Source organism: Brevundimonas sp. FV1ps31S (assembly GCF_058681265.1).
In genome coordinates this window covers 3,393,409-3,411,086 of the sequence record NZ_CM178735.1, presented here as the reverse complement: position 1 = coordinate 3,411,086, position 17,678 = coordinate 3,393,409, and the positions used below count along the sequence as shown (strand labels likewise).

14 protein-coding genes are annotated in these 17,678 nt (G+C 66.5%); 12 read left to right on the top strand and 2 right to left on the bottom strand.

Annotated features, from left to right (window positions below):
- Nucleotides 1-14: 14 nt before the first annotated feature.
- The gene (gene putA, locus ACVPT3_RS16380) at nt 15-3,146 is read right to left on the bottom strand and encodes a bifunctional proline dehydrogenase/L-glutamate gamma-semialdehyde dehydrogenase PutA (RefSeq protein WP_492041898.1); all 3,132 of its coding nucleotides are present in this window, start codon (nt 3,144-3,146) and stop codon (nt 15-17) included.
- Nucleotides 3,147-3,257: 111 nt separating this feature from the next.
- On the opposite strand from putA, the gene ACVPT3_RS16375 reads away from it, so the two are divergent.
- The 11 genes from ACVPT3_RS16375 (at nt 3,258) to ACVPT3_RS16325 (ending at nt 14,130) form a co-directional block, all read left to right on the top strand.
- Nucleotides 3,258-3,719 (top strand): Lrp/AsnC ligand binding domain-containing protein, encoded by a 462-nt coding sequence (locus tag ACVPT3_RS16375; protein ID WP_299175227.1) that lies wholly within the window; start codon nt 3,258-3,260, stop codon nt 3,717-3,719.
- A 76-nt stretch (nt 3,720-3,795) separates the two neighbouring features.
- On the top strand, nt 3,796-4,881 hold the full coding sequence (locus ACVPT3_RS16370; protein ID WP_492041897.1) for a glycosyltransferase family 4 protein: 1,086 nt from the start codon (nt 3,796-3,798) through the stop codon (nt 4,879-4,881).
- A gap of 47 nt (nt 4,882-4,928) precedes the next feature.
- Nucleotides 4,929-6,428 (top strand): phosphomannomutase/phosphoglucomutase, encoded by a 1,500-nt coding sequence (locus ACVPT3_RS16365; RefSeq protein WP_492041896.1) that lies wholly within the window; start codon nt 4,929-4,931, stop codon nt 6,426-6,428.
- An 87-nt stretch (nt 6,429-6,515) separates the two neighbouring features.
- Complete coding sequence (locus ACVPT3_RS16360; RefSeq protein WP_492041895.1) at nt 6,516-8,726, top strand: AGE family epimerase/isomerase; 2,211 nt, start codon at nt 6,516-6,518, stop codon at nt 8,724-8,726.
- Between the two features lie 172 nt (nt 8,727-8,898).
- Nucleotides 8,899-9,516, top strand: a complete 618-nt coding sequence (gene rfbC, locus ACVPT3_RS16355) for a dTDP-4-dehydrorhamnose 3,5-epimerase (RefSeq protein ID WP_492041894.1) — start codon at nt 8,899-8,901, stop codon at nt 9,514-9,516.
- Nucleotides 9,516-10,571, top strand: coding sequence for a dTDP-glucose 4,6-dehydratase (gene rfbB / locus ACVPT3_RS16350; RefSeq protein ID WP_492041893.1), 1,056 nt, complete (start codon nt 9,516-9,518; stop codon nt 10,569-10,571). Before rfbC ends, rfbB begins: the two co-directional genes overlap by 1 nt.
- Nucleotides 10,564-11,466, top strand: coding sequence for a dTDP-4-dehydrorhamnose reductase (gene rfbD, locus ACVPT3_RS16345; RefSeq protein WP_492041892.1), 903 nt, complete (start codon nt 10,564-10,566; stop codon nt 11,464-11,466). Before rfbB ends, rfbD begins: the two co-directional genes overlap by 8 nt.
- Nucleotides 11,463-12,344, top strand: coding sequence for a glucose-1-phosphate thymidylyltransferase RfbA (gene rfbA, locus ACVPT3_RS16340; protein WP_492041891.1), 882 nt, complete (start codon nt 11,463-11,465; stop codon nt 12,342-12,344). Before rfbD ends, rfbA begins: the two co-directional genes overlap by 4 nt.
- 93 nt (nt 12,345-12,437) lie before the next feature.
- Entirely contained in the window at nt 12,438-12,701 is a 264-nt protein-coding gene (locus ACVPT3_RS16335; protein WP_299175214.1) for a DUF6894 family protein, read from the top strand.
- Nucleotides 12,698-13,444: a Crp/Fnr family transcriptional regulator gene (locus ACVPT3_RS16330; RefSeq protein ID WP_492041890.1), complete on the top strand. Its 747-nt coding sequence runs from the start codon at nt 12,698-12,700 to the stop codon at nt 13,442-13,444. The genes ACVPT3_RS16335 and ACVPT3_RS16330 overlap by 4 nt, the downstream gene beginning before the upstream one ends.
- Before the next feature lie 53 nt (nt 13,445-13,497).
- A complete protein-coding gene (locus tag ACVPT3_RS16325) occupies nt 13,498-14,130 on the top strand; it encodes a helix-turn-helix domain-containing protein (RefSeq protein WP_492041889.1) in 633 nt (210 codons plus the stop codon).
- Here ACVPT3_RS16325 and glmS read toward each other — a convergent pair.
- The gene (glmS, locus tag ACVPT3_RS16320) at nt 14,117-15,931 is read right to left on the bottom strand and encodes a glutamine--fructose-6-phosphate transaminase (isomerizing) (protein ID WP_492041888.1); all 1,815 of its coding nucleotides are present in this window, start codon (nt 15,929-15,931) and stop codon (nt 14,117-14,119) included. The two genes, ACVPT3_RS16325 and glmS, sit on opposite strands and share 14 nt — an antisense overlap.
- A 165-nt stretch (nt 15,932-16,096) precedes the next feature.
- Here glmS and glmM point away from each other — a divergent pair, with 165 nt between their 5' ends.
- Nucleotides 16,097-17,446, top strand: a complete 1,350-nt coding sequence (glmM, locus tag ACVPT3_RS16315) for a phosphoglucosamine mutase (protein WP_492041887.1) — start codon at nt 16,097-16,099, stop codon at nt 17,444-17,446.
- The last annotated feature ends 232 nt before the right edge of the window (nt 17,447-17,678 follow it).

Sequence of the window (17,678 nt, the reverse complement as noted above, 5' to 3'; positions counted from 1 at the left end):
GCGTCAACCCCAACCTACAGATTCAACAGCGCCGGATCCCCGCCCTGCGCGGCGATATTGACGCTGATCGCCTTCTCCGCCGCATAGCGGATCAGGCTGTTCGGTCCGCCGGCCTTCGGGCCCGTGCCGGACAGACCTTCGCCGCCGAACGGCTGCACGCCCACGACGGCGCCTGTGATTGAGCGGTTGACGTAGACATTGCCGGCCGGGACCAAATCGACCACCTCGGCGGCGAAGGCTTCAATCCGGCTGTGGACGCCCAGCGTCAGGCCGTAGCCGCGCGCGGCCAACTTGCCAGCGACCGTCTTCAGCGCGGACGGCGGGTAGCGATAGATGTGAAGAATCGGACCGAACACCTCGCGTTCCAGGAAGTCGGGCGTCGGGATCTCGGCGATGGTAGGGGCGAAGAGGTCGCCCTTTTCCGAACCCAGCGGCAGGGCCGCGCGGGCGACGACCTTGGCTTCCTTCGCCAGACGTTCGACGTGGGCTTCCAGGGCGCGACGCGACTCGGGGTCGATGACTGGGCCGATGTCCGTCCGTGGGTCGGCCGGATCGCCGACCGTCTGCACCGCCAGCGCCCCCTTTAGGCCTTCGATCAGAGCATCGGCGGCCTCCGCCGGGACATAGAGGACGCGCAGGGCCGAGCAGCGCTGGCCGGCCGAACCGAAGGCCGACTGGATCACGTCGTCGATCACCTGTTCCTTCAGCGCCGTGGTGTCGATGAACATGCCGTTCAGGCCGCCGGTTTCGGCGATGAAGGGAATAATGGCGCCGGGGCGGGCGGCGATGGCGCGATTGATGGCGGCGGCCGTGTCGGTGCCGCCGGTGAAGGCGACGCCGTCGATTCCGGGATGCGTGACCAGGGCTGCGCCGACGGTCTCGCCGCGACCGGGGACCAGGGCCAGCAGATCCGGGTTCAGCCCGGCCTTGTGATACAGGCGTACGGCCTCGGCGGCGATCAGGGGCGTCTGTTCGGCGGGTTTGGCCAGGACCGCATTGCCGGCGGCCAGCGCGGCGGCGATCTGGCCGGTGAAGATGGCCAGGGGGAAGTTCCACGGGCTGATCGCCGCGAAGACGCCGCGTCCATGCAGGACCAGTTGGTTGGTTTCGCCGGTCGGCCCCTTCAGGGTCTGGGGCGCGGTGAAGTCGCGTTCGGCCAGCAGGGCGTAGTAGCGGCAGAAGTCGGCGGCCTCGCGCACCTCGGCGACGCCGTCGTTCAGGGTCTTGCCGGCCTCGCGGCTGAGCAGGGCGACCAGGCGGTCCAGATTGGCCTCCAGCGCATCCGCCATGGCCCGCAGCACGATCGCGCGCTTGGCGCCGCCCTGGCGGTCCCACTGAACCTGGCCGTTTGCGGCGGCGTCGACGGCGGCGTCGATGTCGTCCGCCTCGGCTTCGGAGACATGGCCCAGCACCTGGGACCGGTCGAAGGGATTGGTCACGGCCTGGGCGTCGATCCCGGCCCGCAGCCGGCCGCCGATGATCGGGCCCGAGGTCAGTTTCTCGCGGTCGATCCCATCCAGCGCGCGGGCATGGGCTTCGCGGTCGGCGGCTTGGGAATAGTCGCGGCCGAGGGAGTTTTGACGATCGCCGTACATGTCTTTCGGAACCGGAATCTTGGGGTGACGGTCGGGCGCCTGCTCGACCAGGGAAATTGGATCGGCCGCGACGGCCGAGGCCGGAACGCGCTCGTCAAGCAGGGCGTGGACAAAGGAGGAGTTGGCGCCGTTTTCCAGCAGGCGCCGCACGAGGTACGGCAGCAGATCCTCATGCCCGCCGACGGGGGCGTAGGCGCGGACGATGACCGTCTCATCCGACCACGCCTCGACGGCCGCGTCATAGAGGGCTTCGCCCATGCCGTGCAGCCGCTGGTGCTCGACCGTGACGCCCCGCTCGCGGGCCATGCGGCGCACGGCGGCCAGGGTGTGGGCGTTGTGGCTGGCGAACTGGGAATAGATCGCCGGCGAGGCCGCGATCATGGCCTTAGCGCAGACCAGATAGTTCAGGTCGGTCGCCGCCTTGGTGGTGAAGACCGGATAATCGGTGCGTCCGAATACCTGGGCGCGCTTGATCTCGGTGTCCCAATAGGCGCCCTTGACCAGCCGCACCATCAGTCGGCGTCCCGAGCGGCGGGCCAGATCGGCGACCCGATGGACCGTCTCCAGCCCACGCTTCTGATAGGCCTGAACCGCCAGGCCCAGGCCGCTCCAGCCGCCGAGGCTGGGTTCGTGCGCCAGTCGGTCCAGCAGTTTCAGCGACAGGGCCAGGCGGTCGGTCTCCTCGGCGTCGAGGGTGAAGTTGATGTCGTAACCGGCGGCGATGCCTGCCAGCCGCAGGATGCGAGGATAGAGAGTCTCCCAGACCCCGTCTTCGTGGGTCGCCTCGTAACGGGGCGACAGGGCCGACAGTTTGACCGACACGCCGTGACCGTGTTCGGGGCCCTGGGCCTTCGACGTCTTGCCCACCGCCTCGATCGCGTCGGCGTAGATTTTCTCATAGCGATCGGCGTCGGCCATGGTCCGGGCGCCCTCGCCCAGCATGTCGAAGCTGCACAGCCAGCCCTCACGGTTCGACCGTTTCAGCGCCGCTTCGATGGTGCGGCCGACCACGAACTGTTCGCCCATGATCTTTACGGCGGTCGCTACGGCCTGGCGGATGACCGGCTCGCCCAGACGGCCGGCGATCCGCTTCAGGAATCCGGGCAGATCGGTCCGGGCCTCGTCGTCGACGTCGACCAACTTGCCCGTCAGCATCAGGCCCCAGGTCGAGGCGTTGACGAACAGGCTGTCGGATTGGCCCAGATGGGAGGCCCAGTCGGCCGAGCCGATCTTCTCGGCGATCAGACGGTCGCGCGTCTCCTCGTCCGGCACGCGCAGCAGGGCCTCGGCCAGGCACATGAGGGCCAGACCCTCGCGGGTGCCCAGCGAGAATTGCTGCAGGAAGCTTTCCACCACCCCCTGTTTCTTCTGGCTGCGTCGGGCGTGCTCGACCAGGCGCGTCGCCTCCGCGACCACGGCGACGCGCGCGGCGGCGTCCAGCGGCATGAGGGCCAGATTGTCGGCGACGGCGGCGCGCTCGTCGCGGAATTTGCGGTGGTCCAGCCCGTCCCAGACGGCCAAGCTCGAAGGCGAAAAGGCGGCGGGCGTCATGGGCGCGTCATGTCCTGTGGATTTCCGCCGTATATTCTCCAGTTCGGAGAAGGTGCTTCGTATGATAGTGGCCGTTCCCGATGATCGTTCGGTTCCAGGGTCTGATTTCCGATGGTTGATATCGACAACGTCGATCGCCGCATCCTGAGGGTGCTCCAGACCGACGCCCGCATCTCCAACGCCGAACTGGCGCGACGCTGCAACCTGTCGCCCGCTGCCTGTTTCGAACGCGTCAAAAGGCTGCGCGAGAAGAAGATCATCACCGGCTACGCCGCCATGATCGACCCCTCACAGGTCGGGCGCGATCTGCTGATTTTCGTCGAGGTCCTGCTGGACCGCACCACCGGCGACGTCTTTGAAGCCTTTGCCGCCGCCGTCCGCAGCCAGGCCGAGGTGCTGGAATGCCACATGGTCGCCGGCGGCTTCGACTATCTGATCAAGGCCCGCGTCGGCGACATGGACGCCTATCGCGCCTTCCTGGGCGATGTCCTGGTGCGGATGCCGGGGGTTCGCGAGACCCGGACCTATGCGGTTCTGGAGGAGGTGAAATCGACGACCGTGCTTCCGCTCTAGCGAACGTCTCGCCTTCGTCATTCGAACCGTCTAGAACTTCCGCCCTTACTTAACGGCTCAGGGTCCGCCCGCCTCAATGCGCATCGTTCTGGCCACTGACGCCTGGGAACCTCAGGTCAACGGCGTCGTCCGCACCCTTACCCGCACCGTCGCGGAATGCCGCGGCATGGGCCATGAGGTCGAGGTCATCGAGCCCAGCCTGTTCAGGACGATCCCCTGTCCGACCTATCCGGAAATCCGGTTGGCGCTCGGCGCGGAGGAGGAGATTCGCGAAATGCTGCGCGCCTTCGAACCGGAGGCCGTGCATATCGCTACCGAGGGTCCAATCGGCATCGCCACGCGCCGTATCTGCGTGGAGTGGAAACTGCCTTTCACGACCAGCTACCACACCAAATTTCCCGAATATGTCTCGGCCCGGTTCCCGATCCCGGTCCAGGTCGGCTACGCCTATATGAAATGGTTTCACAAGCCGTCGGGCCGACTGATGGTGGCGACCCCGACCCTGCGCGACGAATTGGTCGAGCATGGATTCAAGAATGTCTCGCCGTGGTCGCGGGGCGTCGACACCGAGATGTTCAGTCCGGACCTGGACCGCATCTATGACGAATTGGGCGGAAAGGACTGGCCGCGGCCCTTCTTCCTCAACGTCGGTCGGGTGGCGGTGGAGAAGAACATCGAGGCCTTCCTCGAACTGGACCTGCCCGGCACCAAGATCATCGTCGGCGACGGCCCCGCCCGCGCCGAGCTTCAGGAGAAATATCCGGAGGCCAAATTCCTGGGGGCAAGGTTCGGCGACGATCTGGCCCGGTGCTTCCGTGACGCCGATGTCTTCGTCTTCCCCAGCTGGACCGACACCTTCGGCCTCGTGATCCTGGAGGCCATGGCCGCCGGCGTTCCAGTCGCCGCCTATCCGGCGCACGGACCGATCGACATCATTCCGGGCTCGAACGCCGGCGTCGTCGATCACGATCTGAAGACAGCCTGTCTCAAATGTCTCCAGCTCGACCGCAAGACGGTCCGAGCCTACGCCGAGAAATTCAGCTGGCGTGCGTCGGCCGAGCAGTTCGTCGAGAATCTGCAACCCTATCCCGAGCCGGAACGCGGTCGCTTCTGGCGCCGTTTACGCCGCATTGCCCGGATCCGGAAACGCGCCGCCGCCTGAGCGGTTGAAGCTTCATGGATCCCACCCAGACCACCCAAGGAAGAGCCATGCTCAAACCCCGTACAGATCTGAAGCCCAACACGGCGGCCTATGAGACGCAGGCCCTGGTCAAGCCGACCGGCTTTCGTGAATACGATGCGCGCTGGGTCCTGGAAAAGGAGATCAACCTCCTCGGTATTCAGGCCCTCGGCCTGGGTCTGGCCACCTATGTCCACGAGATCGGCGTCGCGCCCCGGATCGTCACCGGCCATGACTTCCGCAGCTATAGCCTCAGCGTCAAACAGGCGCTGATGCTGGGCCTGCTGGAAGGCGGGATGGAGGTTCTGGACGTCGGCCTGGCCCTGTCGCCCATGGCCTATTTCGGTCAGTTCGAACTGGACGCCCCCTGCGTGGCCATGGTCACGGCCAGCCACAACGAGAACGGCTGGACTGGGGTCAAGATGGGCGCCAACAAGCCCCTGACCTTCGGCCCGGAGGAGATGGGCCGGCTGAAAGACATCGTGCTGAACGGCGAGGGTGTGGCCCGGCCGGGCGGGAAACTGGTCCGGGTCGAGGACTTCCGCGAGACCTATGTCGCCGACGTCGCCTCCAAGGTGCAGATCAAGCGGCCGCTGAAGGTGGTCTGCGCCTGCGGCAACGGCACGGCCGGCGCCTTCGCCCCCGACGCCCTTCGCCGGATGGGAGTCGAGGTGATCGAGATGGACACCGAACTCGACTACACCTTCCCCAAATACAATCCGAACCCGGAAGATCACGCCATGCTGGTGCAGATGGCGCAGCGGGTGCGCGAAACGGGCGCCGACCTGGCCCTGGGCTTCGACGGCGACGGCGATCGCTGCGGCGTGGTGGACGACACCGGCGAGGAGATCTTCGCCGACAAGATCGGCCTGATGTTGGCCCGCGACCTGTCCAAGGTTTATCCGGACAGCACCTTCGTCGTCGATGTGAAGTCGACCGGTCTGTACAAGACCGACGAAATCCTCAAGGCCAATGGCGCCGAGGTGGTCTACTGGAAGACGGGCCATTCCTATATCAAGCGCAAGACCGCCGAACTGGGCGCCCTGGCCGGGTTCGAGAAGTCGGGCCATTTCTTCATGGCCGGCGATCTGGGTCATGGCTATGACGACGGCCTGGTCGCGGCTGGGGCGGTTCTGGCCATGCTGGATCGCAATCCGGGCAAGAAGCTCAGTGAACTGAAGGTCGCCCTGCCGGACGCCTGGACCAGCCTGACCATGTCGCCCCATTGCGACGACGAGTTGAAGTACGAGGTGCTGGAGCGGATCGTGAAGGAGTACTCGGACCTGGCTGCGGCCGGCGGCGAGATCCTGGGACGCAAGATCGTCGAGGCCATCACGGTCAACGGGGTGCGGGTGCACCTTGACGACGGTTCCTGGGTTTTGGTCCGCGCCTCGTCCAACAAGCCCGAACTGGTCGTGGTGGTCGAGAGCATGCGATCCGAGGACGACATGCGCGACCTGTTCCGCAAGGAGGTCAAGCTGCGGCTGGCCGCCTATCCGGAAATCGGCGCCTTCAACCAGGAAATCTGATTTCGGCATCTGGTCGCGTCTTCCCGGCATGACTGGAGCCGTCGGCGAGCTCGGGGGGGGCGGGCGGGCAAGGCTTAGGGGGAAATAATGGGTCTTTATCCGGTAATCATGTGCGGCGGCGCCGGCACGCGTCTCTGGCCGGCGTCGCGCCCGTCGCGGCCAAAACAGTTCATTCCGTTGTCGGGCAATCGTTCGCTGTTTCAGGAGACGGTGCTGCGCGTGGAGCCGCTTGCGGCCGGAGGCGGCCGCCTGATCGTGGTGGGCGGGGTGGCCCACCGCGAAGCCATCTTGGCTCAACTGGCCGAACTGGACGTTTCCGCCCAGATCCTCCTGGAGCCGGAAGCCCGGGATTCCGCCGCGGCCATGGCCGTCGCCGCAGCCTGGACCGCACGCCACGATCCCGACGGCGTCAATGTCTTTGTGGCGTCGGACCACCACATCCCTGATCACGAGGCCTTCCGCGCCGCGGCGGAGCAGGCGGCGGAAGCGGCCAAGGGAGGATTGATCGTCACCCTCGGCGTCACGCCGACCGAAGCCTCGGCCGCTTATGGCTATATCGCGGCGGAGGGACCTGGCCTGTCCGCCGTAAAGGCGTTCGTCGAAAAGCCCGACCGGCCGACCGCCGAGCGCTATATAGCGGACGGCTATCTGTGGAACAGCGGCAACTTCATCGTCTCGGCTGTGACCTTGCTGAGCGAGCTTCAGTCGGCCGCGCCGGCGGTGGAGACGGCCGCACGTGAATCCCTGCCGGCGGAAGACGCAGGCGAACTGGCGGTCCTGGGTGCGGCGTTCCGGAACGCGCCCAAGATATCCATCGACTATGCGGTCATGGAGAAGACCCGGCGGGCCTCTGTGCTCGCCGTGAATTTCGAATGGTCCGATCTGGGGGCCTGGGACGCAGTCGCCGCGACCGGCGAGGGCGATCTCGGCGGTTTTGTCTTCGAGGACGCCGAAGGCTGCATGGCCCGCGCGCCGGAAGGCATGGTCGTCGCCGCCATCGGCGTGCGCAACCTGGCCATCATTGCAGAACGGGACGCGGTCCTTGTCTGTGACCTCGAGCGTAGCCAGGACGTCAAGAAGGTGGTGGAGCGGCTGAGGCTGTCTTATCCGCAGCACCTCGATTTTCCGCAGTCGACGCCAGAGACCCTGCTGGAAGGCGGGACACGGTTCACGCGCTGGCTGAACATGCGGGCGCTCCCGATCTGGAGCGCTCTCGGTCAGGCGTCGGACGGTGGGTTCGCAGAACTGCTGGGGCTGGACGGACGACAGGTGGAGAGCCGACGTCGCGCGCGGGTGCAGGCTCGACAGGTCCAGGTGTTCGCCGACGCAGGGCGGCTCGGATGGAAGGGGCCCTGGCGCGAGGCGGTGCGTCGCGGTCTCGCGCGGATCGAGGCGGCTTATCTCCGACCCGACGGCCTGATGAGGACGGTTCTGGCCGCCGACGGATCGCCGCTGGACGACACGCCGATGATCTATGATCAGGCCTTCTATATGTTCGCGCTCGCCGCAGCCCTGCAGGCCGGCGTGGAGGGCGACCACCAGGCCCGCGCCGCCGGGGTCCGCGATCGCCTTCTCGCCGCCGCGCCGCCGACCGGCGGACTGGTGGAGAAGGGCGCGCATCCCTTCCAGTCCAACTGTCACATGCACCTGCTCGAAGCCGCCCTCGCCTGGGAGGCCGTCAGCGATGATACGGAATGGAGCAGGCTGAGCGACCGGATCGTCGCCTTGGCGCGCCGGCATTTCATCGACCCCGACGGCGGCTTCCTGCGGGAATTCTTTGCTGAGGACTGGTCGCCCGCGCCCGGTGAGGAGGGGCGGTTGGTCGAGCCGGGCCACCAGTTCGAATGGGCTTGGTTGCTGGCCCGTTACGGCCGGGCCCGCAACGATGCGTCGGCCGTAGAGGTTGCGCGCAAGCTCTACGCCTTTGGCCGGAAGGGCGTCGGACTGCGACGTCAGGTGGCGGTGGATGCGATGGACCAAAGCGGCGACGTCGTAAGCCGTCGCGCCCGCCTCTGGCCCCAGGCGGAATGGATGAAGGCTTCGCTCATCCTGGCCGAACTTGGCGACGATGGTGAACGAACCCTCCTGCTGGAAGAGGCGGCCCAGGCGCAGCGGGCGCTTTGGCGTTATCTGACCGACGACGGCCTCTGGAGAGACAAGCTGCTGGAAAACGGACGGTTCATCGACGAACCCGCCCCCGCCAGCTCCTTCTATCACATCATGGCGGCCTGGGCCCAACTGCGCGCAACCGCCGCCGCGACCGGGCTGGCGCAGGAAGATCTGCTCAAACTCGGGTAATCGGTGAAGTGATCCAGCGCCTGCCTTTTCCGCTGGAGCGGCGGCGTCGGTCGCAGGATGTCGCGCGTCGGCGTGAGGACATGGCCGCCCGCATGTCGTAGGTTCGCTTCCAGATCGCCGTGCGTCTTTCGTCTTCGGCGCCGGTGAAGCACGTGGGAGATCTATGCACGGCATGAATGAGCAAGCCAGGAGCGGTTTTACTTCGGACGAACATCTGCCCCGCCTGATCCTCCCCCGCCGTTTCGGCGATGCGCGCGGCTGGTTCATGGAGACCTATTCCGAGGCTTCGGCGTCGGCCCTCGGCATCACCTCGCGTTTCGTGCAGGACAACCAGTCATTCTCGGCGCTTCAGGGCACGATCCGCGGGTTGCACTACCAGCGCCCGCCGCACGCCCAGGCCAAGCTGGTCCGATGCGTGCGGGGGGCGATCATGGACTACGCCGTTGATATCCGGCGCGGGTCGCCGACCTATGGTCGGCACGTCGCCGACTTGCTGACCGCGAAGGGGGGGGAGCAGCTATTCGTGCCGATCGGCTTCGCCCACGGCTTTGTCACCCTCGAACCCGATGTGGAGGTCGCTTACAAGGTGAGCGACATCTATTCGCCGGACTGCGAGGGCGGGATCGCCTGGAACGATCCGAGCCTCGACATCGCCTGGCCGCTTCCGGCCTCGGGCGCTGTCTTGTCCGAAAAGGACAGTGGGCTGCCGACTCTTGCCGCGCTCGAGAGCCCCTTTGAATACGACGGCTGGCCGCTGGCGCCCCTGTCTGCTCCTGGGGAAATGGGCTGATGCGTATCCTGGTCACCGGCGGCGCCGGTTTCATCGGCTCGGCCCTGGTGCGGCGGCTGATCGCGCATACGGACCATGAGGTCCTGGTCTATGACAAACTGACCTATGCGGGCGTGCTGAGCTCGCTGGAGCCGGCGGCGTCCAGCAACCGCTATTCCTTCGTCCAGGCCGACATCTGCGACGCCGAGGCCGTGTCCAAGACCCTGCGCGAGTTCAAGCCGGACGTGGTCGCCCACCTGGCGGCCGAGAGCCATGTCGATCGCTCGATCGACGGGCCGGGTGAGTTCATCCAGACCAATATGGTCGGCACCTTCGTCATGCTGAACCAGGTCTTGGGCTATTGGCGCGTGCTGGATGAGGACGCCAAGGCGGCTTTCCGCTTCCACCATATCTCGACCGACGAAGTGTTCGGCTCTCTGGGCGAGGACGGCGTCTTCACCGAGACCACCCCCTATGATCCCCGTTCGCCCTATTCTGCGTCCAAGGCGGGGTCGGACCATCTGGTGCGGGCCTGGGGCCACACCTACGGCCTGCCGGTGCTGGTGACCAACTGCTCCAACAACTACGGCCCCTATCACTTCCCCGAGAAGCTGATCCCGCTGATCATCATCCGGGCCCTGAACGGCGAGCCCCTGCCGGTCTATGGCGACGGGTCGAACGTGCGCGACTGGCTGTTCGTCGATGACCACGCCCGCGCGCTCCAGGCGGTGTTCGAGACCGGCACGCCGGGCGAGACCTATAATGTCGGGGGCAATGCCGAACGGAAGAACATCGAGGTGGTCACCGCCATCTGTTCGATCCTGGACCGGCTGCGGCCCAAAGCCGAGGGCCGATATGCCGACCAGATCACCTATGTGACCGACCGGCCCGGCCACGATCACCGCTACGCCATCGACGCGTCGAAGATCCGCGCCGACCTGGACTGGACCCCGTCGGTGACCTTCGAGGAAGGGATCGAGCGGACCGTGACCTGGTATCTGGAGAACCAGTCCTGGTGGCAGGACATTCTGGACGCCCGCTATTCGACCCAGCGTCTTGGTGTCCCCAATGGCTGATCCGGTCCACATCCTGATCACGGGCGGGGCCGGTCAGGTGGGGCTGGAGCTCCAGGCCGCCGCCTGGCCTGCAGGCGTGGTGCTGCACGCGCCGACGCGGGCAGAACTGGATCTGGGCGACGCCGCCTCGGTGCGGGCCGCCTTCGCCGCCACCTCCTTCGCCGCCGTGATCAACTCGGGCGCCCATACGGCGGTGGACAAGGCCGAGACCGAGGTCGCCGCCGCCTTCGCCGCCAACGCCATGGGCCCGGCGGTCCTGGCCGACGCCACGCGCGGGGCCGGGATTCCCCTGATCCAGGTCTCGACCGACTATGTGTTCGACGGGGCCAAGGACGGCGTCTATGTCGAGACCGATCCGGTCGGGCCGCTGGGCGTCTATGGCGCCTCCAAACTGGCGGGTGAACTGGCGGTGCGGGCCGGCAATCCGCGCTCGGTCGTGCTGCGCACCGCCTGGGTGGTGAGCGTCCACCGCGCCAACTTCCTCAAGACCATGCTGCGGCTCGCCGCCGACCGGCCAACGCTGCGGGTGGTGGGCGACCAGCACGGCTGCCCGACCTCGGCGCGCGATATCGCCCAAACGCTCAGGACCATCTCCCTGACGATGATCGCCGACGCCGACGCACCGACCGGCGTCTATCAGTTCGTCAACGCCGGCGAGACCACCTGGGCCGGACTGGCCAGCGAGATTTTCGCTCTCAGCGCCGCCGCCGGCGGTCCGTCCGCCACGGTCGAGGCCATCCCCTCGTCCGAATATCCGACCCTGGCCAAGCGCCCGACCAATTCGCGCCTGTCGACCGAGAAACTGACCCGCGACTACGGGATCGCGCCCCGCCCCTGGCAGGCCGCCGTCGCCGAGATCGTCCACGAACTCCACGCCGAAAGGACCCCGTCATGAAGGGCATCATCCTGGCCGGAGGATCAGGCGCCCGCCTGCATCCGATGACCCTGGTCACCTCCAAGCAGCTGATGCCGGTCTACGACAAGCCGATGATCTATTATCCGCTGTCGACCCTGATGCTGGCCGGGATCCGCGAGGTGCTGATCATCTCCACCCCGCGCGACACGCCCAGCTTTCAGGCCCTGCTGGGCGACGGCTCGCAGTGGGGGATGGAGATCCAGTACGCGGTCCAGCCCAGCCCCGACGGCCTGGCCCAGGCCTATGTCATCGGCGCGGACTTCGTCGGCGATAATCCGTCGGCCCTGATCCTGGGCGACAACATCTACTACGGCCAGGGCATCACCGCTCTTTTCACCCGCGCCATGGCGCGGCCAGAGGGGGCGACGATATTCGCCTATCACGTCAATGATCCGGAACGGTACGGGGTGGTCGAGTTCGATGACCGGATGCGTGCGCTGTCGATCGAGGAGAAGCCCCTGAAGCCCAAATCCAACTGGGCCGTCACCGGCCTGTATTTCTATGACTCCGATGTCGTCCAGATCGCCCGGGGGCTCAGGCCGTCGGCGCGTGGCGAGCTGGAGATCACCGATGTCAATCGCGCCTATTTCGAACGCGGGATGCTGTCGGTCGAGATCATGGGCCGTGGATATGCATGGCTCGACACCGGGACGCCTGACAGTCTTCTGGAGGCCGCCGAACTGGTCCGCGTGCTCGAGAAACGCCAGGGTTTCAAGATCGCCTGCCCCGAGGAAATCGCGTACCTGCAGGGCTTCATTGACGCGGGCCGGCTGGAAGAACTCGCAACCAAATTCGGAGGCAATATCTACGGTCGCTACCTCCATGGCCTTTTGAAGGGCGGGCGCGCTGAAAGTTAGGCTTGCTGGACTTCCAAAGAAAACCTGCGGTTAGCGGACTGAACCAATCGACCCTATGACCGCTTCTCCCCTGATCTGATGCTGGAGGAGCGATTGCCGCGCTATTATTTTCACACCGAGAACGGCGGTCGAATTCGCGACGACCAGGGCGAGGACCTGGCCGATCTTGACGCTGCTCGGGAGGAGGCTGTCACTGTGCTGGGTGAAATCCTGCGCTATCGAGGGTCGGGGTTCTGGGCGACCCGCTCGTTCAGCGTCATTGTCACCGACGCCGACGGCCGGACCGTCGTCAGCGTGACGGCCCAGGCGTCCGACGCGGCGCCGAGCGGCTGGACCCTCGCCGAGGCCGGCGAATGACCGCCACGCCCCCGCCGGCCGCGAAAATCACAACCCTGGTGGAAAAGCTGTCGCTGCGTGACTCGATGTCTGCGGCGGAGATTGCCGCGCTGCAGGATGTCCTCGGCGCGCCCCGAACTGTACGCGCCGGGGTCGATATTGTGCACGAGCACACTCACCCGCAACACAGCACCCTGCTGATCGCCGGCTTCTCGGCTCGTTACTCGACACTGAGGGACGGCGGGCGCCAGATCACCGAGATCAATGTGGCGGGCGACTTCATCGACTTGCACAGCCCGTTGATGAAACAGATGGACCATGGCGTTCTCGCCCTGACCGACTGTGTCGTGGCCAATGCGTCCCACGTCAGCCTGATCCAGCTGACTGAACGCCATCCCCATCTCAGCCGGCTTCTGTGGTTGGACACGATCATCGACGCGGCGATCCATCGCCAGTGGCTGGTCGCCATGGGGCGGCGCAGCGGGCTGGGCCATCTGGCCCATCTGGTGTGCGAGCTTTACCTCAGGCTCCAAGCGGCGGGCCAGGCCGCCGGCCTGACCTTCGACCTGCCCTTGACCCAGGCCATGCTGGGAGACTCGCTCGGCCTGTCGACCGTGCACGTGAGCCGGCTGATCACGGAATTACGGGGAGAGAGCGTGGTCCAGTGGGCGGGGGGGCGTATCGAGATTCTGGACTGGCATCGCCTGGCGGAGATCGCGGAGTTCGATCCGACCTATCTTCGCCTGCAACGCGAACCGGTGTGACGACTTAACGCATGTTATAGCGTGACAGCGAGGTTCGGCGTCGAGCATCGGACATGCTCGCATCGTCCCACGCTCCATCGATTCTCTCCCAGTTCGGCGTCGGGGGGATGGAATCAGGCCAGGCCGCGCCTGCGGCCGCACGGGATGCGGTCGCATCGGACCGCAGCGGGGTTCGCATCGTCACCTTGATCGTCGAAGGCGTGGTGGCGCGCCGCCGCCCTGGGGACGGCGTCGCGCTAGGGCTGGCCGGACCAGGCGAGATGATTGGGTTCGAACCAACGGGTCGCGGCGGCGAGGCCGGGCTGTGGTTGAGCGCCGGGCAGAAGATCGAAATTCCGCAGTATAGGATGATCGAGGCGCTCGGACCTGTCGCCGTCGCCGAACTGGCGGTCGAGGACCTGCGCTCCAAGGTCAGAACCGCACACGAGGAAATCGCACGCCACGCTCGCCTGCGCGTCACAGAACGGTTGGCGGCCCTGCTCTGGGACATCCACGATCGCAGCGGCGAGACGACGATCGCTCTTCGCCAGAGCGACCTGGCAGAGCTTCTGGCCGTGAGGCGCGCGGGCGTGTCGGCGGCCTGCAGCGAACTGCGGGCCGCAGGCGCCGCACGCGTCCGTCGCGGCGCCGTCGAATTGCTCGACCTTCAGGCCCTGGGGCGCGCGGCGCGCCTCACTCCACTGTGACGGACTTGGCCAGGTTCCGGGGCTGATCGACGTCGGTGCCTTTCTGGACGGCGGTGTAATAGGCCAGCAGCTGGACGGGCACCGCATAGACCAGGGGCGCGATAAGGGGGTGGCAGTCCGGGGCGTGGATGCGGCGGATGCCGGCGCCGTGCGGATCGGGCGCCTTTTCCGGGGCGATCATGATGACCGGACCACCGCGCGCGGCGACCTCTTGCAGATTTGAGGCGGTCTTTTCGAACACGTCGTCCAGGGGGGCGAGGGCGATGGTCGGGGTTTCTTCATCGATCAGGGCGATGGGGCCGTGTTTCAGCTCGCCGGCGGCATAGCCCTCGGCGTGGATATAGCTGATTTCCTTCAGCTTCAGCGCGCCTTCCATGGCCAGGGGGAACATGGCGCCCCGACCCAGGAACAGGACGTCGTCGGCCTTGGCCAGATCCTGGACCACGGCGCGGATGCTGGTGTCCATGCGCAGGGCGTCGGCGATCAGGCGGGGGCTTTCGAACAGGGCCTTGACCAGTTCGGCCTCCTGGACCGCATCGATCCGACCGCGCGCCACGCCCGCCGCCACGGCGAGGGCCAGCAGGGCCGCGACCTGGGCGGTGAAGGCCTTGGTCGAGGCGACGCCGATTTCCGGCCCAGCATGGGTCGGCCAAAGCACTTCGGCCTCACGCGCCATGGACGAGGAGTGGACGTTGACCACGGCGGCGGTCTTCAGGCCCTGCGCCTTGCACCAGGTCAGGCTGGCCAGGGTGTCGGCCGTTTCGCCCGACTGGCTGACGGCGACCGCCAGGGTCTTTTGCGACACCGCCGGCGAGCGGTAGCGGAACTCGGACGCGATCTCGACGTCGCACGGCAGGCCCGCCAGCTTCTCGAAGGCGTAGCGGCCGATCTGGCCGGCGTAGAAGGCGGTGCCGCAGGCGACGATCTGGATTCGGTCGATGGCGGCGAAGTCGACGGCGTTGGTTTTGGCCGTGCCGGTTACCAGGTCGAGATATTCCGAAAGGGTATGCTGGACGCTGTCGGGCTGCTCGTGGATCTCCTTTTCCATGAAGTGGCGGTATTCGCCCTTCTCGACCATGGCCGAGGAGGCGGAGACCTGAACCACAGCCCGTTCGACCGGCTTGCCGGCGACGTCGAACATCCGGGCGCCGCCCTTGGTCACGGCGACATAGTCGCCCTCTTCCAGATAGGAGATCTTCTGGGTGAAGGGACCGACCGCCAGGGCGTCGGAGCCCAGGTACATTTCGTCCTCGCCCCAGCCGACGACCAGCGGACTGCCGCGACGGGCGCCCAGGATCAGATCGTCCTCGCCGTCGATCAGCACCGCCAGGGCGTAGGCGCCGGTCAGCCGATCCAGCGTGATCTTGAAGGCCTCCAGCGGCGGCCGCCCGGTGTTCAGCTCGGCGTCCAGCAGGTGGGCGATGACCTCGGTGTCGGTCTGGCTTTCAAAGATATGGCCCTCGGCGGCCAGCTCAGCCTTCAGCTCGGCGAAGTTCTCGATGATGCCATTGTGGACCAGGGTGACGCGGCCGGCCTTGTGCGGGTGGGCGTTGGCGGTGGTCGGGGCGCCATGGGTGGCCCAGCGGGTGTGGCCGATGCCGACCGTGGCCTTAAGCGGCTCTTCGACCAGGACGGCTTCAAGATTGCGGATCTTGCCCTGGGCGCGACGGCGCTCGACCGATCCGTCCACGACGGCGGCGACGCCGGCCGAGTCATAGCCCCGGTATTCCAGCCGTTTCAGACTGTCGATCAGCCGGGGAACGACGGGTCCATTGCCGGTGACGCCGATGATGCCGCACATGCGCTGGGAACTCCGAGGAAGAGGGACAGATAAGGCGCCGCTTTGCACTGGCGGCGATCCGGGGCTAAGCCACGCATCGAGCCCCACCGGCCGTCTATGCAATCTTAAGGCGGACCGCATCAAAAAAGGGGTTTCGGAACGTTACCCGAAACGAAGGACGACGCCTTGGGCGACAGGAAATATTTCGGCACCGACGGTATTCGCGGGCGCGCCAACACCTATCCGATGACGGCCGAAGTCGCGCTGCGCGTGGGCCTGGCTGCGGGGAAACTGTTCCGCACCGGCGACGACCGGCGCCATCTGGTGGTGATCGGCAAGGACACCCGGCTGTCGGGCTATACGATCGAGCCCGCCCTGGTCGCCGGTTTCGCCTCGGTGGGCATGGACGTGCGCACCTTCGGCCCGGTGCCGACACCGGGGGTGGCCATGCTGACCCGGTCGATGCGCGCCGACCTGGGGGTGATGATCTCGGCCTCGCACAACGACTATGCCGACAACGGGATCAAGCTGTTCGGGCCGGACGGCTACAAGCTGTCGGACGAAATCGAGCTGAAGATCGAGGCCCTGATGGACGACGGCCTGGACCAGGGCCTGGCGCCGTCGAACAAGCTGGGGCGGGTCAAGCGGATCGACGACGCCCAGGCCCGTTACATCGAGATCGCCAAACAGGCCTTCCCCAAGCGGCTGAGCCTGCAGGGACTGCGGATCGCCGTCGATTGCGCCAATGGCGCCGGCTACAAGGTCGCGCCCACCACCCTGTTCGAGCTGGGCGCCGAGGTCTTCCCCGTGGGGGTGACCCCGAACGGGACCAATATCAACGCCGAGTGCGGATCGACCCATCCGGCCACCCTGGTCGAGGCGGTCAAACGCTATCGCGCCGACATCGGCATCGCCCTGGACGGGGACGCCGACCGGCTGATCATCTGCGACGAAAAGGGCCAGGTGGTGGACGGCGACCAGATCATGGCCCTGGTCGGGCTGGACTGGGCGAAACGTGGACGCCTGGCCGGGGGCGGCGTGGTCGCCACCGTCATGTCCAACCTGGGGCTGGAACGGAAGCTCAAGTCGGAAGGCCTGACGCTGGAGCGGACCAAGGTCGGCGATCGCTATGTGATGGAGCGGATGCGCGAAGGCGGGTTCAATATCGGCGGCGAACAGTCGGGCCACATCATCCTGCACGACCACGCCACGACAGGCGACGGATTGATGGCGGCCCTTCAGGTGCTGGCCGTGCTTGTCGAGTCCGGCAAGCCGATGAGCGAACTGGCCCGTCAGTTCGATCCTGTGCCGCAGCGGCTGGAGAACGTCCGCTTCACCGCCGGCAAGCCGTTGGAGAGCGACACGGTCAAGGCCGCCATTGCAGAGGCCGAGGCGGCGCTGAACGGTTCGGGCCGACTGCTGGTGCGGCCCTCGGGCACGGAGAAACTGATCCGCGTCATGGCGGAGGGCGACGACGCGGCCCTGGTCAAGCGCGTGGTGTCGGACGTGTCTGCGGCGGTGAAGGCGGCGGGGTGAGGTTCACCTCTCTGCGCGCGAAGGCGCGTGGGGAGGACAGGTCGCGCTTGCGACCAGGCGGGGGCGACTCCGACGGCGGTGACGACCTCAAGAGCTTCAGACACCGAGTCGCCCCCTCCTGGCGCTCGCTGACGCTCCCGCCTGTCCTCCCCGTTCGCCTCGCGAACAGGGAGGTGAGTTTAGATCGGGCCTTTCCGCGATTTCACTTGCGGGTCCGGGTGACCGGCGCTCC

Coding starts and splice junctions, on each gene's coding strand:
- ACVPT3_RS16360 (WP_492041895.1), top strand. CDS start 6,516: ATGGGTCTTTATCCGGTAATCATGTGCGGCGGCGCCGGCACGCGTCTC.
- putA (WP_492041898.1), bottom strand. CDS start 3,146: ATGACGCCCGCCGCCTTTTCGCCTTCGAGCTTGGCCGTCTGGGACGGG.
- ACVPT3_RS16370 (WP_492041897.1), top strand. CDS start 3,796: ATGCGCATCGTTCTGGCCACTGACGCCTGGGAACCTCAGGTCAACGGC.
- ACVPT3_RS16325 (WP_492041889.1), top strand. CDS start 13,498: ATGCTCGCATCGTCCCACGCTCCATCGATTCTCTCCCAGTTCGGCGTC.
- rfbD (WP_492041892.1), top strand. CDS start 10,564: ATGGCTGATCCGGTCCACATCCTGATCACGGGCGGGGCCGGTCAGGTG.
- rfbC (WP_492041894.1), top strand. CDS start 8,899: ATGAATGAGCAAGCCAGGAGCGGTTTTACTTCGGACGAACATCTGCCC.
- ACVPT3_RS16330 (WP_492041890.1), top strand. CDS start 12,698: ATGACCGCCACGCCCCCGCCGGCCGCGAAAATCACAACCCTGGTGGAA.
- ACVPT3_RS16365 (WP_492041896.1), top strand. CDS start 4,929: ATGCTCAAACCCCGTACAGATCTGAAGCCCAACACGGCGGCCTATGAG.
- ACVPT3_RS16375 (WP_299175227.1), top strand. CDS start 3,258: ATGGTTGATATCGACAACGTCGATCGCCGCATCCTGAGGGTGCTCCAG.
- glmS (WP_492041888.1), bottom strand. CDS start 15,931: ATGTGCGGCATCATCGGCGTCACCGGCAATGGACCCGTCGTTCCCCGG.
- rfbA (WP_492041891.1), top strand. CDS start 11,463: ATGAAGGGCATCATCCTGGCCGGAGGATCAGGCGCCCGCCTGCATCCG.
- rfbB (WP_492041893.1), top strand. CDS start 9,516: ATGCGTATCCTGGTCACCGGCGGCGCCGGTTTCATCGGCTCGGCCCTG.